Genomic DNA, 17,272 nt, shown 5'->3' on the forward strand with positions numbered 1-17,272 from the left:
GCGGATGGCCGCCGGCCGCGGGTCGACGCCGGCCGGCAGGTCAGCACCGGCCGCCGCTCAGCGCAGCGGGAACACCTCGAACGGCACCGCGAAACGCGTCCCGAGCCGGCTGCCCGCGCCCCGGCCCATGCCCTCCAGGAACTCCCGCGGCTCGGCCATCGCCCCGCCCAGCCCGGCCAGGTACGCCTTGTGCTCCGCCAGCGAGGCGACGCCCCGGTCGAAGTGCTCGGTGGTGTCCACCGCGTGCTTCGCCTCCGGCGAGGCCGCCGCCCAGATCTGCCGCACGCCGTTCCACGGCTCGTGGCCCTCGGCCAGCAGGTCGCGGAACACCCAGCGGTTCCCGGCGTCCCTGACCCCGTCCAGGGTGGCCCGGCCGACCGCGATGTGGTCGGCCTGGTTGAGGAACACTCCGCCGTAGGTGTCCCGGAAGTTGCTGGTGATCACGATGTCCGGCCGGTGTCTGCGCACCACCCGGGCGATGTCCCGGCGCAGCGGCAGCCCGTACTCCACCACGCCGTCCGGGTAGCCGAGGAACTCGACGGTGTCGACGCCGACCACGCGCGCCGAGGCGACCTGCTCGGCCTCGCGCAGCGGGCCGCACTCGGCCGGGTCCAGCGCGTCGATGCCCGCCTCGCCGCTGGTGACCATCGCGTAGACGACCTTCTTGCCCTGCGAGGTCCAGCGGGCGACGGCCGCGGCCCCGCCGTACTCCATGTCGTCGGGGTGGGCGACGATCGCCAGCGCGGTCTGCCAGTCCTCGTCGACGGGCTCGAAGGGCTCGGGGGCCTGCTCGGTCATCCTGCTCGTTTCCTCTCGCTGCGGCTCACGGTCGTACGGACGCGCCGGACTCGCACGTTCGTACCACGCGCGACTCTAGAAGACCCGCTTCCCGCACGCCCCGTCAGACACCGCCGCACCCGGGCGTCTTGCCCCTGACGCAAGGGTCAGGGGTTAGCGTCCGGGCACCGCGCGGCGGCACCGGCCGCCGCCCTCCCCTCTCCCCGAGGAGCGCTGCCATGGCCCTGCCCACCACTGCCCGCGTCGTCCGGCTGACCGCCGCCCCGTCCGGGCTGCCCACCCCCGGGGACTTCGCCGTGGCGGAGGAGTCACCGCCCGGGCCCTCGCGACGGGGGTGCGCGAGGGCCCGGGCGGGGGCGCGGGGCCGGCCTCAGCCGGGGTCGGCGGCGAGTTGCGGGTCGGCGGGGGCCGCCGCGGTCCGGGGGCCGGGCCAGCTGATCCGGGTGGCGCAGAGCGCGACGACGGCCGCCGAGGCGGCGACGGCGGCCATGCCCCAGAGCAGGCTGGTGGCGCCGGCGATGAAGCCGATCACGGCGGGGCCGGCCAGCAGGCCGGTGGTGCCCATGGCGGCGACCAGCGAGAGGGCGTCGGCGCCCTGCCGGGCGGCGGCGACGTAGACGCACGGGGTCACCGCGGCCACGCCGAGGCCGACGCAGGCGAAGCCGAGCAGGGTCGGGACGACGCCGCCGGCCGCCAGGGCCAGGGCGAGTCCGAGGCCGGCCAGCAGGCTGCCGGTGCGCACGATCCGGCCGTCGCCGAAGCGGGTGCGCCAGCCGTCGGCGAAGATCCGGGCGCAGACCATCATCACCGAGACCACCGCGATGCCCATCGGGGCGAGCCCGGCGCCGGCCTGCGCGTAGTCCTTGAGGTAGAGCGCCGACCAGTCGTTCATGGCGCCCTCGGTGACGGTGCCGAACACCATCGCCAGGCCCATCCAGAGCGTCGCGACGGTCGGCAGCACGAAGCCGCGGCGCTTCTTCTTCCCCTCTTCCTGCCGCGGTTCGGCGGTTTCGGCCGGCCGGTCCGCCAGCAGCCCCGGCCGGGCGGTCAGGACCAGCACCGCGAGCAGCGCGGCGGCCACCCCGAAGTGCGCCGCCAGGGTGTCGGTGACGGAGGTGACGCCCGAGGCCAGCAGGGCGGCGAGCAGCGAGCCGGCGCTGAAGGTGGCGTGCAGCCGGGACATCGTGGTCCGCTCGAAGCGGGCCTCCAGTGCGGCGCCCTGGGCGTTCATCGCGACGTTCAGGCAGCCGACCGCGACGCCGTCGAAGAACAGCACCAGCAGTGTCACCGGGTAGTTCGGCACCACCGAGAGCGCGAGCAGGATCACGCCGAGGGCGAGCCCGGACAGTACCGAGAGCAGGCGGGAGCCGAGCCGCCGCATCAGCACCGCGACCAGGGGGAAGGACACCGCCGCGCCGATGCCGCAGGTCATCAGCAGCAGGCCGATCTGGGCCTCGCCCAGGTCGAGCCGGGCCTTGAGCGCGGGCACCCGGGAGACCCAGGTCGCGTACTGGAATCCGAGGACGAAGAACAGTGCGCCGATGGCCACTTGGGACCGGCGGAAGTCGTCGCGAACGGGGGACATCGGTATCAGCCCACTTCGGCTCTGGAGTGCGGCCCGCGGACCGGTTCGGTGGAGTACGGCCCGGGGAGCGGGTCGGTGGGGTACCGCCCGCGGACCGGGACGGTGGAGTGCGGCAGCGGCCGGACCGGGACGGGGTCCAGCGGCATCGCCATGTAGACCGCCCGGGTGCCGTAGCTCTCGGGCAGGTCGATCTCGGGCCGGGCCCGGTAGCCCAGCGGCGTCCACAGCACGTGCGAGCCGCGGACGGCGACCAGTGAGGCGGTCCGGTAGCCGGCCGTCCGGGCGGTCTCCTCCAGGTGCCGCAGCAGCCGCAGGGACAGGCCCCGGCCGCGCAGTTCCTCGGAGATCACCAGGTCGTGGGCGTGCATGTTGGTCGGCCGCTCGCCCGCTCCGGCCCCGTCCTCGCTGCGGCTGAGGTCCGGGCAGCGGAACAGCGGGTACGGCAGGGCGAGCAGGTAGCCGCCGAGGCCGCCCGGGTGCTCCAGCACGAAGCAGGTGTCCGGCGAGGCCCGCTGCCGGGACTCGAGCGCCTCGCGGCCCTCGGACAGGCCGCTGGCGGCGTAGGCGCGCTCCTCCAGCGCGACCACGGCGTCCCAGTCCTCCTCCCGGAGCAGCCGGATGCGGTGCTCGTTCATGCGTCTCCTCCGTTGCGGTTCCCGCCGATGCAGCTGTACGGCAGCGGCGCGAAGCCGTTGAACCCCTGGGTGGCGTAGGCGGTGGCGTACGCGCCGCAGGAGTGGATCCAGACCGGCTCGCCGGAGCCGATCGCGCGCGGGACGCGCACCAGGCCGCCGTCCTGCGCGTACGCGTCGTCGCTGTCGCAGGTCGGGCCGGCCACCACGGCGTTGACGAACTGGCCGCCCGGGTGGGTGGGGAACTCCAGCCGGTACTGGAGCTGGTCCATCTCGTACAGGCCGTTGAACTTGCCGCAGCTGAGGTAGAGCCAGTCCTCCCGGGTGCCGTCGGGGCGGTGGCGGGAGGTGAGCCGGGAGACGTGCGCGCGGATCGCCCCGTGGTCGGCGACCAGGTGGCGTCCGGGCTCCAGCAGGAACTCCAGCGGTCCGGCGTTGACGGCGCGAAGGCGCTCCATGCCCTCGCGGATCACCGCGAACATCTTGTCCAGCGGCGGGTCGAGCGGACGCCCGCCGCGGTCGAGGACGCCGAGGGCGGGCAGGCCGCCGCCGAGGTTGATCCGGGTCGGGGTGATGCCGCGCCAGTTGAGCGCCTCCAGCACGGCGGCCAGCGAGTCGATCGCCGCGCCCCAGGCCTCGGCGGTCATCTGCTGGGAGCCGACGTGCACCGACAGACCGGACGGCACGAGCCCGGCGCCGCGGGCCTCGGTGAGCACCCGCAGCGCGTCCTCGGGCGAGCAGCCGAACTTGTGGCTCAGGCCCCACAGCGCGCCCTCGCCGGTGGTCGCGATCCGGCAGAACACCCGTGCGCCGGGGGCGTGTTCGGCGATCGCCGCGACGTCCTCCAGGCTGTCGGTGGCGAAGTCCCGCACGCCCAGCCGGTGGGCCTCGGCGATGTTGCGGTCGGACTTGACGGTGTTGCCGTAGTGGATCAGCTCGGGCGGCACGCCGGTGCGCAGCGCCTGGGTGATCTCCTGCGGGCTGGCCGCGTCGAAGCCCGAGCCGAGGGCGGCGAGGTGGTCCAGCACCTCGTCCACCGGGCAGGCCTTCATCGCGAACCGGACGGCCACGCCGGGCAGTTCGTCGCGGAGCGCGGCGTACTGGCGGCCGATGCCGTCGAGGTCGTAGATGATCCGGTCGTCGGTGGCGGCGGCGAGCGCGGCGCGCAGCGCGGCGTGGTCGTGCTCGTCGTCGCGGGGCGCCTCGGTGTGCACCACGGAGACGGCCGGGGCGCGGTGGGCCGGCGGGTGGCCGGCGCCGTGGCCGGCCGTGGGGCCGCCCGCGCGGCCGGTGGTGCGGCCCGCGGCACGGCCGGCGGCATGGCTGGTGGTCTGACGTATCACGTGGGGTTCCCCGTCCGGCTAGCGCGGCGGCCGGACGGCGGGGGTGGCCTTGCTCGCCCGCACCAGCGGGCCCCACGCGTCGATCAGCGCCGCGAAGTCCTCGATGTCCGCCTGCGCCTCGTCGAGCAGGCGCGCCCGCAGGGGCGCCAGGTGGTCCGCGAACTCGGCGTACTTCCCGCCGAGCCGCCGGTAGCAGCGGTCCAGTTCGGCGAGCCTGCGGTGGTTCTCCGCGCGGTCCGTCGCGGCGCTGCGACGGGCGGCGTCGGCGATCGGCTCGGGGCGGACGTGGTGCTGTTCGTCCAGCAGGGCGCCGCCGGCCGCCTCCATCTCGGAGTAGACCGGGTAGAGGTAGAGCATGGAGAGCAGGAACTTGGCGTAGCGCAGCTGGTAGGCGGTGAAGCCGGGGCCGGTGCGCCGTTCCGGGGTGTGGTAGTTGACGATGTGGCGGTTGTGGGTGACGCCCGGCAGGGTCGCGTCGCGCACCAGGTGGTGCAGGAAGTAGTCGCTGCCGATGGTGTCGGTGGCGGGCGGCAGCGGCACCCGTTCGTACACCTCGTGGTGGAGGCCGATGTTGCACATGTCGATGCGCCAGATGTCGGGCAGGTCGAGCACCGCGCGGTCGGCGGTGAACGGCTCGGTGCCGCCGCCGGTGAAGGACTCGGCGACGAGCTCGCGCTTCTCCTCCGCGCTCGCTCCGGTGGGCGCCCAGAGCGCGACCACGTCGTGGTAGGCCTCGGGGTCGATTTCCCGGATCTCGCCGACGTCGACGGAGAGTTCACCGACGAAGGAGGCGCCGACCAGTGCGACCGGTTTGTCCGCGTGCGCCGGGTCGAGGCTGTTCGCGGTGACGGTGGCGGCCGCGTCGGCGGCCTTCAGCCCGAGCGTGGCCAGCTCGTGCTCGATCGGGAACACGGGTTCGCCGTCGAGCAGTTGGTAGCGGCTGTCGGAGTCGCGGCGGTGCACCGACTCGCAGCCGAGGGCGGCGGCCAGCAGGAACGCCCGGTTGGTGCAGGCGCCGTAGGAGACGGCGTCGGGCAGCATGAGGCCGAGCAGCCGGTCCGGGCCGGCGGCGCCGGAGCGGTCGATCACCTCGCGCAGGAAGGCGCGTTGGGCGTCCTCGTCCAGGTGGTGGACGACCACGCCCTCGACGGCCGGCAGGTCGGCGAGGGCCCGGGCGTGCCGGGCGCGGTCCGCGGGGTCGGCGGAGTCCAGCACCAGCAGGTGCACCCGGACGCCGAACCGCCGTGCGGCGTGGGCGGCTTCGGCGCCGACCGCGGTGACGGTGTCCGCGCACGCGCGGTTGGTGGGCAGGGTCAGGCAGACGTCGCGCATTCCCGCTCCCCCGTGGCATCCGTCCGGTCGTGCCCGTCCCGCTCGAACGGCTTGCCGGTCCACGACCGCAGCCCGAGCAACTTCTCCCCCAGCTCGGTGAGTTCGGCGGCACCGTAGCGCTGCGCCTCGGGCCGGACGGCGTCGCCGACCAGGGTGCGGTTCCAGTCCGGGGTGGCGAGCGTGCGCCAGGACTCCACCCGGGAGCGGCGCAGCTTCTCGGACTCCTCCAGCGCGGGCATCATCGACAGGTACTGCACCGCGCGCACGCCGTTCGCGGAGGTGTTGGGCGCGACGCCGTGGGCGAGCAGGCCGTTCCAGATCAGCAGGTCACCGGCCTTCAACTCGGGCCGTACGACGGGGAACTCGGCGCGGTCGACGTCCGGGCGGATCGGGTCGCGGTCGGCCGGCTGGGCGGCCTGCCACGCGTTGAAGCGGCGGAACAGCTCCGGGTCGCACTGGAATCCCCCGTGGTCGGGGGCGGTGTCGGCGAGCGCGATGATGCCCTGGACGCGCTGCGGCAGGATGCCCCGAGTGGTGTCCACGTCCCAGTGCAGGTCGATGTCGAAGCCGCGGTCGGTGGGCTCGATCAGCGCGCGGTCGCGGTTGCGGACGTTCGGCGGGTTGAGGTTGAGCCGGTCGAGGGTGACCCAGAGCTCCTCGCAGTCCCACACGTCCACGAAGGCGTCGTAGACGCGCTGCGACTGGCGGCTGTCCCAGATGAGCTGGTGGTGGTAGGCCTCGACGAAGCCGTAGATGTGCAGGTGCCGGTCGAGTTCGTCGCGGTACTCGCGCTCGCGGTACCAGTCCTCGGGGCGGTCCGGCGACATCCCCTGGAACTCCCAGGCGAAGTCGAGCAGTCGGCGCGCGGCCTCGGCCGGGATCGCCTGCTTCACCACCACGTAGCCGTAGGTCCGCCAGAACGCGTGGTCCTCCTCGGAGAGCACCCGCAGCGGGTGCTTCTTGCGGATCTCGCGCAGTGCCGTCGGGGCGAGGTAGCTCTCGGTGTCGGCGCTGAAGTAGGGACGCTCCGACGCGGCCCGGTACAGGTATTCCCCCGCGGGTCCGTCGGGCTGTTCGGCGGGGCTCGGCATGGGCAGTCACTCCACGGTTCGTAGTCGACGCAGTGCTTCCCCGCCCGCTCGGTGCGGGCACGGCGAGTCGACGGCCGGTCACCGGCCACAGCAGGAATTCGAGCGCGGGCCGGAGGGGCCGTCCGCACACGGCCCTTCTCGTTTCGGGCCGCGGGCGCGGGACAGCGCCACGTCAGGAGGCCAATTGGCCCGCCCGGCAAGGCCTCTCACCCCGCATCAGTCTTTGCCGGACCGCACTCCCCATACGTTGGACTAGACCAACTAATGGTGTCAACCCTTTCCCGTGGGTTACCGATTGGGAAATCCACGCAGCTCACGACGCCTCTCGGGGTTCGCTTTATGTTTCGGAGACTGACATAAGCGCGGGTATGTTTCCGGAATTGACATAAGAGCGAGAGGCGGTGAACCCTCCGGGCCCGCCGTACGTTGGCCCTATGGCACGCGCGCTGACGGCTCCCCCGTGGCTGACCGAGGGCCTGCGGCCCCGGGCCGCGCCCGTCCCCTGGGCCGCGGTCGCCCGCGCGTCCGTCGCCCTCTCCGCCCCGCTCGCGGTGGGCACCGCCACCGGGCGGCCCGCCTACGGCGCGCTGGTGTCGATGGGCGCGCTGTCCGGTGTCATCGGGGACACCGCCGACGCGTACCGGATGCGGGTGTACAACATCGCCGTTCCCCAGCTGTTCGGCGCGCTCGGGCTGCTGTGCGGCACCCTGGTGTTCGGCTCCGGCTGGACGGCCGTCGCCGCGGTCACCCTCGTCGCGCTGGTCTCCGGCATGATCTCCTCGATCGGCGCGGTCGCCTCCGTCTCCGGGCTGCTCCTGCTGCTCAACGCGGTCGTCGGAGCCGGCCTGCCCCTGCCCTCCCCCTGGTGGCTGCCGCCCGCCCTGCTGCTGCTCGGCGGCCTGCTGGTGCTCGCCCTGACCCTGCTCGCCTGGCCGCTGCGGGTGGGCGTCCCCGAACGGGCGGTGGTGGCCGGCACCTACCGCGCGGCCGCCGACCTGCTGGAGGCCGCCGGCACACCGGAGTACGACGGCCGCCGCCGCGAGCTCACCCGGTCGCTCGACCACTCCTACGACCTGCTGCTCGCCCGCCGGGCCCGCCGGCACGGCCGCTCACCCACCCTGGTGCGGCTGCTCGCCCAGCTCAACGCGGTGATCCCGGTGGTCGAGGCGGCCCCGGCGGCCCAGCTGCGCCCGCCCGAGTTCGGCCCGCTGCCCGCCGAGTACCCGGCCGCCGTGCACGCGCTGGCCGACGCCGTCGAGACGGGCCGCACCGGCCCGGCCCCGCCGCTCGGCCTGCCGGCCCCCGCCGGCCCGTCCACCCGCGCGCTGGTCGAGGCGATCGGGCACGCCGCCGCCGTCGTGCACGAGGCCGAGCCCGACCCGTACGCCACCGACGACCGGCTGGGCCGCCCGGCCGCGATCGAGGTCCGGGCCCGGCGGGCGGCCAGGGCGCTGCTGCTGTCCGGCGCGTCCTGGCGGTACGGGCTGCGCCTCGCGCTGTGCGTCGGACTGGCGCAGGTGCTGGTCTCGGTGATCGCGGTGCCCCGCTCGTACTGGGTGACGCTGACCGTGACCTTCGTGATGAAGCCCGACTTCGGCTCGGTGTTCTCCCGCGCGGTGCTGCGCGCCCTCGGCACCGCGGCCGGGCTGCTGATCGCCATCCCGGTCCTGGCCGAGGTGCCGCACGGCTGGTGGGACGTCCCGGTGATGGCGGCACTGGCGGCGCTGATCCCGGCCCTGTCCGCCAAGGGGTACGCCTTCCAGACCGCGGCCATCACCCCGGTCATCCTGCTGCTCTCCGACCTGCTCAACCACCAGGGCTTCCACCTCGTGCTACCCCGGCTCTACGACTCGCTGATCGGCTGCGCCATCTCGCTGCTGGCCGGCTACCTGCTGTGGCCGGAGTCCTGGCACACCCGGATCGGCGACCGGCTCGCCGACGCCGTCCAGGACACCGCCTCGTACGTGTCGCTGGCCCTCGCCACCGCGCCCGGACGGGACGCACCGGCCCGCGCCCGCTACCGGCGCCGGCTCTACCGGGACCTGTCCACCGTGCGCAGCGAGTTCCAGCGGGCGCTCACCGAGCCGCCGCCGGTCGGCACCCGGGCGGAGGCGTGGTGGCCGGTGGTGATCGCGGTCGAGCGGATCGTGGACACCACCACCGCCACCCGGGTGCGGATCGAGCACGGCGCTCCGGTGCCGACCCCCGCCGAGGTCGCCGCCGTCACCCGGGAGCTGACCGGCCTGGCCGAGGCGCTGCGCGGCGGCGAGCCGCTGCCGGCGACGGAGCCGGACGCGCTGTCGCCGCACTGCGCGCTCGCCCGGCTGCACCACGAGGTGCACGCCGCCCGCTCGGTGCTGGCGCCGGCACCCTGAGCACGGCCGGGCCCGGACCTGGCGGGTTCAGTCCTGGATCCGCCGCCAGGGCCGGTCCGCCTCCAGCGCGAAGGCCAGCTCCAGCAGCAGCCGCTCCTGCCCGTGCGCCGCCGACAGGTGCACCCCGACCGGCAGTCCGCCGGGCTCCGAGCCCGCCGGCAGCGCGATGCCCGGGCCGCCGGTCACGTTGTTGACCGGGGTGAAGGCGACGTAGCGCATCAGCCGGTCCATCAGCTCGTCGAAGTCCACGTTCGGGCTCAGGTGCCCGATCGGCGGGGCGGTGTGGGCCAGCACCGGGGAGAGGATCACGTCGTGGCCGCGGAAGATCCGCGCGTACACCCCCTCGGCCCGGCGCAGCCGCCGCAGCACGCCGGGGGTCTGCGGGAACTCCGACTGGAAGCGGCGGCGCAGCCCGGTGGTCAGGCCGTCCAGCTTCCCGGCCCGGAAGCTCGGGTCGATCAGCAGCCGGCCGGTGGCCGCGATGGCCCAGGCGATGTAGCCCCAGTAGCTGACGAAGTCGCGGGAGAACTCCTCGCCGAAGGGCAGCTCGGTCGGCTCGACCAGGTGGCCCATCGCCTCCAGCCGGGCGGCGGTCTCCTCGACCACCTGCCGGGTCGGCCCGTCGGTCTTGGCGATCGGCGAGTCCACCACCAGGCCGATGCGCAGCCGCCGCTCGCCCGGCCCCTCGACCAGGCCCAGCGGGGGCAGGGCGGGGTTGGCGCGGTGGCGCTCGGCGGCGGCGAAGAAGGCGGCGGTGTCGCGCACCGAGCGGGTCAGCACGCCGTCGGTGACCAGGTCGATCGGCAGTTTGCCGCTCTGGGCGTTGGTGACCAGCCGGCCCCGGGTGGGCTTGAGCCCGACCAGCCCGCAGCAGGCCGCCGGGATGCGGATCGAGCCGCCGCCGTCGTTGGCGTGCGCGATCGGCACCACGCCGGAGGCCACCAGGGCCGCCGCGCCGCCCGAGGAGGCGCCGGGCGAGTGCGAGGGCTTCCACGGGTTGCGCACCGGCTGGGCGTCGGCGAACTCGGTGGAGGCGTTGAGGCCGAACTCGGGCAGTCGGGTCTTGCCGAGGACGGCCAGGCCGGTGGAGAGGAACTGGTCGGTGAAGCGCGCGTTGCGGCGGGCCGGGCGGGCGCGGAAGGCCTCGCTGCCCATCGCGGTCGGCAGGCCGCGCAGGTCCACGTTGTCCTTGAGGTAGGTCGGCACGCCCCACAGCGGACCGCCGATCCCCTCCCGGCTGATCCGCGGCTTGTCGTACGAAGCATGGGCGACGGGCAGCAGCGCGCCGTCCACCCGCGCGGCCCGGTCGACGGCCGCGCCGACCAGTTCCCGCGGGTTGACCGCGCCGGCCCGGACCAGCGCGGCGAGCGCCACCGCGTCATGGGCGCCCAGGGCGTCGTCGGCGAACGCGTGGACCCGCTCGTCGGTCATCCGAACTCCCCACTCCCTGCCGGACGTTCCGCCGTCCGGCGATCACAACGGCTGGTCGTACCTGCCCGGCTCTACCGGCGGGTAATCTCGCCGGGGCTCCGAGTGTAGGCACGACCGGCGGCCGCGACCCGACCGGGGTCACCTCCGGGGGGTAAACGCTCCATCAAATCTTCCAGGGCGCATGACCGTTCGGCCCGCGCCCCCGCGTTCACCCCGTCCGCCGGTCCGCGATCGTTTCGCCGCACGCCGCCGGGAAAGATCACGTTCGCGATTCGTCCCGGTCCTCCAGGCCCGACCGACCCGGCCCTCCCGCCCCGACCGACCCGGTCCTCCCGCCCCAACCAAGGTGACGCCCGTGCCGACCCCCTTCTTCCCGCCCACCCGGTTCACCGCGGCCACCGCCCCCGGCGGTCTCCCGCTGCTCGGCCACGCCCCCGCCTTCCTCCACCGCCCGCACGAGTTCGTCGCCGGCCTGCCCGCCCACGGCGACCTCGTCCGGCTGCGCCTCGGCCCGCTCCACGCGTACGTGGTCTGCCACCCCGAGCTGGTCCGCCGGATGCTCGCCGACGACCGCACCTTCGACAAGGGCGGGCCCCTGCTCGACAAGGCCCGGGAGGTCTTCGGCAACGGCCTCGCCACCTGCCCCGCCGCCGCCCACCGGCGCCAGCGCCGGATGCTTCAGCCCGCGTTCCACCGCGACCGGCTGCCCGGCTACGCGGCGCTGATGGCCGAGGAGATCGCCGGCGTCACCGCCCGCTGGCGCGACGGCGAGGTGGTCGACGTCCCCGCCGCGATGTACCGCCTCACCACCGCCGTCACCGCCCGCTGCCTGTTCGCCGCACACGAACGGGCCGGCGCGCTGCCGGTGCACCGGAGCATGGACGTCGTCACCCGCGGCGTCGGCCGGCGGGTGATGCTGCCGCTGCCCGGCGCCGACCGCCTCCCCACCCCCGGCAACCGCCGCTTCCGCCGCGCCCAGCAGGACCTGCGGGCGATCACCCGGCGGCTGATCGTCGACTACCGCGCCGCCGGCACCGACCGGCACGACCTGCTCTCCACCCTGCTCGCCGCGACGGACGAGGACGGCCGGGGCCTGTCCGACGCCGAGGTCCACGAGCAGGTGGTCACCTTCCTGCTGGCCGGCATGGAGACCACCGCCGCCACGCTCTCCTGGGCCTGGACGCTGCTCGCCGCCAACCCGGCCGTCCGGACGCGGCTGCACGCCGAGCTCGACGCCGTCCTGGACGGCCGGCCCGCCCGCCACGAGGACCTGCCCGCGCTGCCGCTCACCGCCCGGATCGTCAGCGAGACCCTGCGGCTCTACCCGCCGCCGTGGATCCTCAGCCGCACCGCCACCGCCGACACCGAGCTCGGCGGCCACCGCGTCCCGGCCGGCGCCACCCTGCTGTACAGCCCCTACCTGCTGCACCGCCGGGCCGACCTCTTCCCGCGCCCTGACCGCTTCGACCCGGACCGCTGGCTCACCACCGCCCGCCCCGCCCCGGGCACCTACGCGCCCTTCGGCCTCGGCGCCCGCCGCTGCATCGGCGACGCCTTCGGCACCACCGAGGCCGTCCTCGCCATCGCCACCATCGCCGCCCGCTGGACCGTCGCCCCCACCCCCGGCCGACCGGTCCGCCCCACCCGCGGCGCCTCCCTCGCACCGCGGCCCTTCACGGCGACGCTCGCCCGCCGGGCCCGCTGACCGGACCGCGGCACCTTCCCTCCGCTCACCGCCGGGTCCGTCGGCCGGAACCCGCCCCGGCTTCGGTACTGTCCCGGCGTGGCCGGCCGCACGGGCGCCGGCCGGAACCAGGCCACTCGACCGGGACACCACCAGACCATGAACGCACCAACCCCACGGGGGCTCCTGCCCGGACTGCTCCGCACCGTCCGGACGTACCCGCGCCGCTCCCCGCTGACCTTCGGCTACGTCGTCCTGCTCCTGCTCGGGCACGTCTGGGTCGAGGACCTGCTCAGCGCCGACCGCGCGGACGCGCTGCGCGACCACATCAGCACCAACCTCGACAACCTGCACGACCACCCGGTCACCGCCCTGTTCGGCAGCGCGCTGCTCTTCGACGGCACCCTCACCGAGGTCCTCACCACCGGCTTCGGCAGCACCCTGATCACCCTGGGCCTCGGCGTCTGCTGCTGCCTCTCCTGGGCCGAACGCCGCTTCGGCGGTCTGCGCGCCGCCGCCGTCTTCCTCGGCGGGCACATCGGCGCCACCCTGATCACCGCCGCGGTGATCCTGCTCGCCCTGCGCCACGGCTGGTACCCGGAGAGCGTGCGCCAGGCCTCGGACTACGGCATCAGCTACGGCGCCCAGACCGTCCTCGCCCTCGCCGTTCTCGCCGTGCCCCGCCGGGCCCGGCTGCCCTGGGCCGCCTTCATCGTCGCCTGGCCGCTCTCCGGCGGCGACTGGCCCGGCCCCCTCCCGGACTTCACCACCGTCGGCCACCTGCTCGCCGCCGCCCTCGGTTTCGCCCTGGCCGCCGCCGTGGCCCTCACCACCGCGCGCCGCCGCCGCGCCGAGGCCCGCGCCCCGGCGGACGTCCGCCGCTGATCGTCCACCTGGACGCATACCCGCGATCGCCCACCCGGACGTCCGTCCGCCACCGTCCACGTCGTCCGGCCCCGGCCGCCCGGGCCCGGGCGCGTCGTCAGTGGGGCGGGCGGCGGTCGGCCGCGATGGCGGTGAGCAGCCGCTCGATCTCCGCCAGCCGGCGCCGCAGGTCCTCGACGTCGCCGCGGGTGGCGTTCTGCTCGTCCGCCTTGAGGGCGACCAGCAGCTGTCCGTCCGGCTCCAGTCGGGCACGGGCGACCTCGCCGAGGTCGTCGCCGTTCTGGATCCGGATGGCGTGCTCCAGCTCGGACGGGCGCAGCGCCAGGTCGCGCAGCGCGCCGGGCACCAGCTTGCCGTCCTCCACCACGGTCGTGGCGGTGCCCTCCAGGATGCGGGCGGCCCTCGGGTCGCGGGCGAGCCAGCGGGTGACGAGGGCGTTCACCGCGACCAGGGTGACCGCCCCGATGACGCCGCCGAGCAGGCTGTCGTCCGTGCCGATGATGGCGTTCTGCACCACGTTGGAGAGCAGGAAGACCACGACCATGTCGAAGCTGTTCAGCCCCGCCAGCCCGCGCTTCCCGGCGAGCCGGAACAGCAGCAGGATCAGCACGTACACGGCGATCGTGCGGAGGACCTTCTCCACGATCGGCATCTGGACGGCCACCAGGTCGTGCCACACTGCCCCGCTCCTTCCGCCTCGACAGCAGGGAACGGGGCAGACGCTACGCCACGGTCACCGCTTCGGCCTGCCGCGCCGGGCCGCCGCGCCCCGCCCGGCGGCCTTGGCGCCCCCGGCCTTGGCTCCGCCCGCCTTCTGCCCGCCGGTCCGCTGCCCGCCGGACTTCTGCGCACCGCTCTTCTGCCCGCCGGCCTTCTGCTGCGGCCTGCCCCGGCCCGCCGCCGCCTTCTTCGGCTGCGCCTCGGGGGCCGCCTGCCCGGCCCCGCGGCCGCGCGAGCTGTTGACCGTACGGCCGCGGACGATCCCGATGAACTCCTCCACCAGGTCCGTCGTCCGCTCCTGCGGCCAGGCCAGCGCCACCTGGGACTGCGGCGCCTCCACCACCGGCCGGTAGGTGAGGTCCCGGCGGTGGTGCAGCCGGGCCAGCGACTGCGGCACCAGGAGCACGCCGACGTTCGCCGCGACCAGCTCGATCGCGTCCGCCGTGCTGTCCGGGCGGGCGATGGCGGGGCGCCCGGGCAGGGTGTCGGCGGTGAAGCCGAGGGTGTCGTCGAGCGGGTGGAAGACCACCTCCTCGGTCAGGTCCGCCAGCGGAACCTCCTCGGCGGCGGCGAGCCAGTGGTCCTTGGGGAAGACCACGACGGTGGTCTCGGTGTAGAGCGGGATCGCGCTCAGCACGTCCTTGTCGACCGGCAGCCGGACCAGCCCGGCGTCCGCGCCGCCCTCGCGGAGGGTCCGCTCGCCGTCGCCGGGCTCGACCGCGAGGAGGTCCAGCGGTACGTCCGGGAGCCGCTCGGCCCAGACCCGGACCCATTTGCCGGGGGTCACGCCCGGGACGTACACGAGCCGGAAGGACGGGTTCACCTGCATGTCTGTCACAGGGCAAGGCTACCGACCGTGACCGGAAGCGCCCGCGCGCTCCCTTACCCTTGTCACCATGACATCGCTCAAGCAGAAGACCAGCCAGACCATGAAGCCGGCCACGGCGGCCAAGAAGCTGGGGATCTACCTCGACGCCGCGCCGTCCGACTTCCAGGAGGGCGTGGTCTCCCGCGAGGAGCTGAACGCGCTGCAGGCCGAGCCGCCGCAGTGGCTCCAGGACCTGCGCAAGAACGGCCCGCACCCGCGCCCGGTGGTCGCCGCCAAGCTCGGCATCTCGATCTCCGGCCTGGCCCGCGGTGGCGTCACCGAGGCGCTCACCACCGAGCAGATCGAGGCGATCAAGGCCGAGAACCCGCTCTGGCTCCAGCACGAGCGCGCCAACCAGGTGGACGTCCGCAAGGAGGCCGTCCGGATCAAGGAGAAGCACGAGAAGGAGGCCGCCGCCCAGGCAGCCCAGGCCGCCAAGGAGGCGAAGGCCGCCCAGGCCCGCTGACACCCGCCTCCCCGGCCCGGCAGGGCGGCGCTCCGGCGCGGCTCGCCGGGCCCGTGCTCGTCGCTCCCGCGCACGACTGTGCCGACGTCCGTCCCGACGGGCGTCGGCACAGTCGTGCGCGGGCCCGGCGGGTGAGTGACCGGGACGCGACCGGGACCGACCGGAACCCCGCCCGACCACACTCCCTTCACGGCAGCGACGGAACCGGAACCAGCCACCAGCCACCAGCCACCGGCGGCGGCCTCTGATCCCCTCCACCCGCGGAAACGGTTCCGCGCGCCCGGCAAAGGCTTCCCGCGCCCCACATGGCGTCACCCCATCGGCCCCGCAGGCACGGTAGTGTCCGCTGGCGCGGCCCCGGCATGCCCGGCGGTCGCCGCCCGCGCTCACCCCGATGGAGGAACCCGTGTCGGCTCCCGCCCGCCGCGCCCTGGCCATGGCCGCGGCCGTCCTGCTCGCCGCCGCGGCCGCGGGCTGCTCACCCGGCGGCGACCACACCGCCAAGGGCGCCAAGGACGCCAAGTCCGGCTCCGCCCCTGCCGCGGCGGGCGCGCCGCCCGCGGCCACCGCGATCGTCACCGGCCCCGGCCCGAAGGGCAGTTACGACGTCCAGCCGCAGCCCGCGCCGGGCAGCTGCCACTACCGCTACACCGCGGACAAGCAGCCGCTGCCCGACCCCGCCTGCACCCCGGGCGCGATCAGCCCGGCGGTGAGCCAGGACAACCTCAAGGACACCATCTGCAAGCAGGGCGGCTACACCTCAACCATCCGCCCGCCGTCGAACATCACCGGCAAGGAGAAGGCCGAGAACGCCAAGTCCTACGGCTACACCGGCCCGATGGGCGATGCCGAGTACGACCACCTGATCAGCCTCCAGCTCGGCGGCGACCCCAACGACCCGCGCAACCTGTGGGTCCAGCCGCCCTCCCCCGGCCACGTCCCCGGCAAGGGCCCGAACAACCCCAAGGACTCGGTGGAGACCCACCTGCACACCGCGATCTGCAAGGGCCAGGTCACCCTGACCGCCGCCCAGCAGGCGATCGCCACCGACTGGTCGACCGCCGAGGCCAAGCTCGCCCTGCGCACCGGCTCCTCCCCGGCCCCCGAGCCCGACGCCGACGGGGACTGACCGACCGGTCCGCCCGACTCGGCGGCTGCACGGCTCAACGCCCCAGCACCGCACCGCCGTTGAGCCCGATCACCTGGCCGGTCAGGTACCCGGCGGCCGGCGAGGCGAGGTAGGCGACCGCCTCGGCCACGTCGGCCGGGGTGCCCGCCCGCCCGACCAGGGTGTCCGCGACCTTCCGCGCGTGGAACTCCTCGCTCCAGCCGGCCCCGAAGATCTCGGTGTCCTCGATGTAGCCGGGCGCGAGCACGTTGACCGTGATCCCGTCCGGCCCCAACTGCCGTGCCAGGCCGAACGCCCAGCCGTGCAGGGCCGCCTTGGCGGCGGCGTACGACCCCGCCGAGTGCGGGCCCGCGCCACCGCGCTGGGCCGCCGCCGAACTGACCACCACCAGCCGGCCGCCGGGACGGCGCAGCCCGCCCTGGAGCGCGGTGGTCAGCAGCACGGCGGTGAGGAGGTTGCCGTCCAGGTCGCGCCGCCAGGAAGCGGCCAGCGCGGCCAGCGTGCCGTCGGCCGGCGGGGTGACGATCGCACCCGCGTTGTTCACCAGCACGTCCACCGGCCCGAGTCCGGCGATCCGGGCCGCCGCCGCCTCGACCGCCGCCGGGTCGGTCAGATCGGCCGCGACCGGCACCACCCGCCCCGGGCCGGCGGCCCGCTCGATCTCCTCCCGGGCCTGCTCCAGCACGGCCGGCCTGCGGCCCAGGATCACCACCCGGTGCCCGTCCCCGGCCAGCCGCGCGGCGATCGCCCGGCCGATCCCCGTACCGCCCCCGGACACCACCGCGAGCCGATCCACCGTCATCACTCCGCCCCCACGCTCGTCCACCGGCCGCACGCCGGTCGCGCCGCCCCCCGATCGGGCCGCGCACGCCCATGGTGGCACTCCCACCCCTTGGCCGCCGCCGCGCACCCCGGCACCGTGGCCAGGCCGCC

The 17,272-nt window shown here is 75.0% G+C and carries 15 protein-coding genes; 5 read left to right on the forward strand and 10 right to left on the reverse strand.

The genetic code is table 11. The features are described 5' to 3' along the window. Nucleotides 1–57: 57 nt before the first annotated feature. From ACFWP2_RS08110 to ACFWP2_RS08135, 6 genes are all read right to left on the reverse strand, one after another. Complete coding sequence (locus ACFWP2_RS08110) at nt 58–798, reverse strand: PIG-L deacetylase family protein (RefSeq protein ID WP_380449430.1); 741 nt, start codon at nt 796–798, stop codon at nt 58–60. A 370-nt stretch (nt 799–1,168) separates the two neighbouring features. Then, complete coding sequence (locus ACFWP2_RS08115; RefSeq protein ID WP_380449598.1) at nt 1,169–2,389, reverse strand: MFS transporter; 1,221 nt, start codon at nt 2,387–2,389, stop codon at nt 1,169–1,171. Further along, nucleotides 2,389–3,018, reverse strand: coding sequence for a GNAT family N-acetyltransferase (locus tag ACFWP2_RS08120; RefSeq protein ID WP_380449431.1), 630 nt, complete (start codon nt 3,016–3,018; stop codon nt 2,389–2,391). Before ACFWP2_RS08120 ends, ACFWP2_RS08115 begins: the two co-directional genes overlap by 1 nt. Further along, on the reverse strand, nt 3,015–4,229 hold the full coding sequence (locus ACFWP2_RS08125; RefSeq protein WP_380449599.1) for a type III PLP-dependent enzyme: 1,215 nt from the start codon (nt 4,227–4,229) through the stop codon (nt 3,015–3,017). The genes ACFWP2_RS08120 and ACFWP2_RS08125 overlap by 4 nt, the downstream gene beginning before the upstream one ends. Nucleotides 4,230–4,376: 147 nt before the next feature. After that, nucleotides 4,377–5,690: a DUF6271 family protein gene (locus tag ACFWP2_RS08130; protein WP_380449432.1), complete on the reverse strand. Its 1,314-nt coding sequence runs from the start codon at nt 5,688–5,690 to the stop codon at nt 4,377–4,379. Continuing rightward, entirely contained in the window at nt 5,672–6,781 is a 1,110-nt protein-coding gene (locus ACFWP2_RS08135) for a phytanoyl-CoA dioxygenase family protein (protein ID WP_380449433.1), read from the reverse strand. Before ACFWP2_RS08135 ends, ACFWP2_RS08130 begins: the two co-directional genes overlap by 19 nt. Before the next feature lie 434 nt (nt 6,782–7,215). Here ACFWP2_RS08135 and ACFWP2_RS08140 point away from each other — a divergent pair, with 434 nt between their 5' ends. Further along, nucleotides 7,216–9,156, forward strand: a complete 1,941-nt coding sequence (locus ACFWP2_RS08140) for an FUSC family protein (protein WP_380449434.1) — start codon at nt 7,216–7,218, stop codon at nt 9,154–9,156. Nucleotides 9,157–9,183: 27 nt separating this feature from the next. Here ACFWP2_RS08140 and ACFWP2_RS08145 read toward each other — a convergent pair whose 3' ends face one another. Then, nucleotides 9,184–10,587, reverse strand: a complete 1,404-nt coding sequence (locus ACFWP2_RS08145; RefSeq protein WP_380449435.1) for an amidase — start codon at nt 10,585–10,587, stop codon at nt 9,184–9,186. 355 nt (nt 10,588–10,942) lie between these two features. Between ACFWP2_RS08145 and ACFWP2_RS08150 the strand changes: the two genes are divergently transcribed. Both ACFWP2_RS08150 and ACFWP2_RS08155 read left to right on the forward strand, forming a co-directional pair. Then, complete coding sequence (locus tag ACFWP2_RS08150; RefSeq protein ID WP_380449436.1) at nt 10,943–12,292, forward strand: cytochrome P450; 1,350 nt, start codon at nt 10,943–10,945, stop codon at nt 12,290–12,292. Nucleotides 12,293–12,430: 138 nt separating this feature from the next. Further along, nucleotides 12,431–13,156 carry a rhomboid-like protein gene (locus tag ACFWP2_RS08155; RefSeq protein ID WP_380449437.1) on the forward strand — a complete coding sequence of 242 codons (726 nt, stop codon included), beginning with the start codon at nt 12,431–12,433 and terminating at the stop codon, nt 13,154–13,156. Between the two features lie 97 nt (nt 13,157–13,253). Here ACFWP2_RS08155 and ACFWP2_RS08160 read toward each other — a convergent pair whose 3' ends face one another. Together ACFWP2_RS08160 and ACFWP2_RS08165 are read right to left on the reverse strand one after the other, a co-directional pair. Further along, nucleotides 13,254–13,835 (reverse strand): DUF421 domain-containing protein, encoded by a 582-nt coding sequence (locus tag ACFWP2_RS08160; protein WP_380449438.1) that lies wholly within the window; start codon nt 13,833–13,835, stop codon nt 13,254–13,256. A gap of 54 nt (nt 13,836–13,889) precedes the next feature. After that, the gene (locus tag ACFWP2_RS08165; RefSeq protein ID WP_380449439.1) at nt 13,890–14,714 is read right to left on the reverse strand and encodes a LysR family substrate-binding domain-containing protein; all 825 of its coding nucleotides are present in this window, start codon (nt 14,712–14,714) and stop codon (nt 13,890–13,892) included. A 58-nt stretch (nt 14,715–14,772) separates the two neighbouring features. On the opposite strand from ACFWP2_RS08165, the gene ACFWP2_RS08170 reads away from it, so the two are divergent. Then, nucleotides 14,773–15,210 (forward strand): DUF5997 family protein, encoded by a 438-nt coding sequence (locus ACFWP2_RS08170; RefSeq protein ID WP_380449440.1) that lies wholly within the window; start codon nt 14,773–14,775, stop codon nt 15,208–15,210. Nucleotides 15,211–15,646: 436 nt separating this feature from the next. Then, the gene (locus ACFWP2_RS08175; protein WP_380449600.1) at nt 15,647–16,339 is read left to right on the forward strand and encodes a hypothetical protein; all 693 of its coding nucleotides are present in this window, start codon (nt 15,647–15,649) and stop codon (nt 16,337–16,339) included. Between the two features lie 34 nt (nt 16,340–16,373). On the opposite strand, the gene ACFWP2_RS08180 is transcribed toward ACFWP2_RS08175, so the two are convergent. Beyond that, nucleotides 16,374–17,141, reverse strand: coding sequence for an SDR family NAD(P)-dependent oxidoreductase (locus ACFWP2_RS08180; RefSeq protein ID WP_380449441.1), 768 nt, complete (start codon nt 17,139–17,141; stop codon nt 16,374–16,376). Nucleotides 17,142–17,272: the final 131 nt, after the last annotated feature.

Origin of the sequence: Kitasatospora sp. NPDC058444, assembly GCF_042721415.1 — a bacterium.
Lineage (GTDB): Bacteria > Actinomycetota > Actinomycetes > Streptomycetales > Streptomycetaceae > Kitasatospora.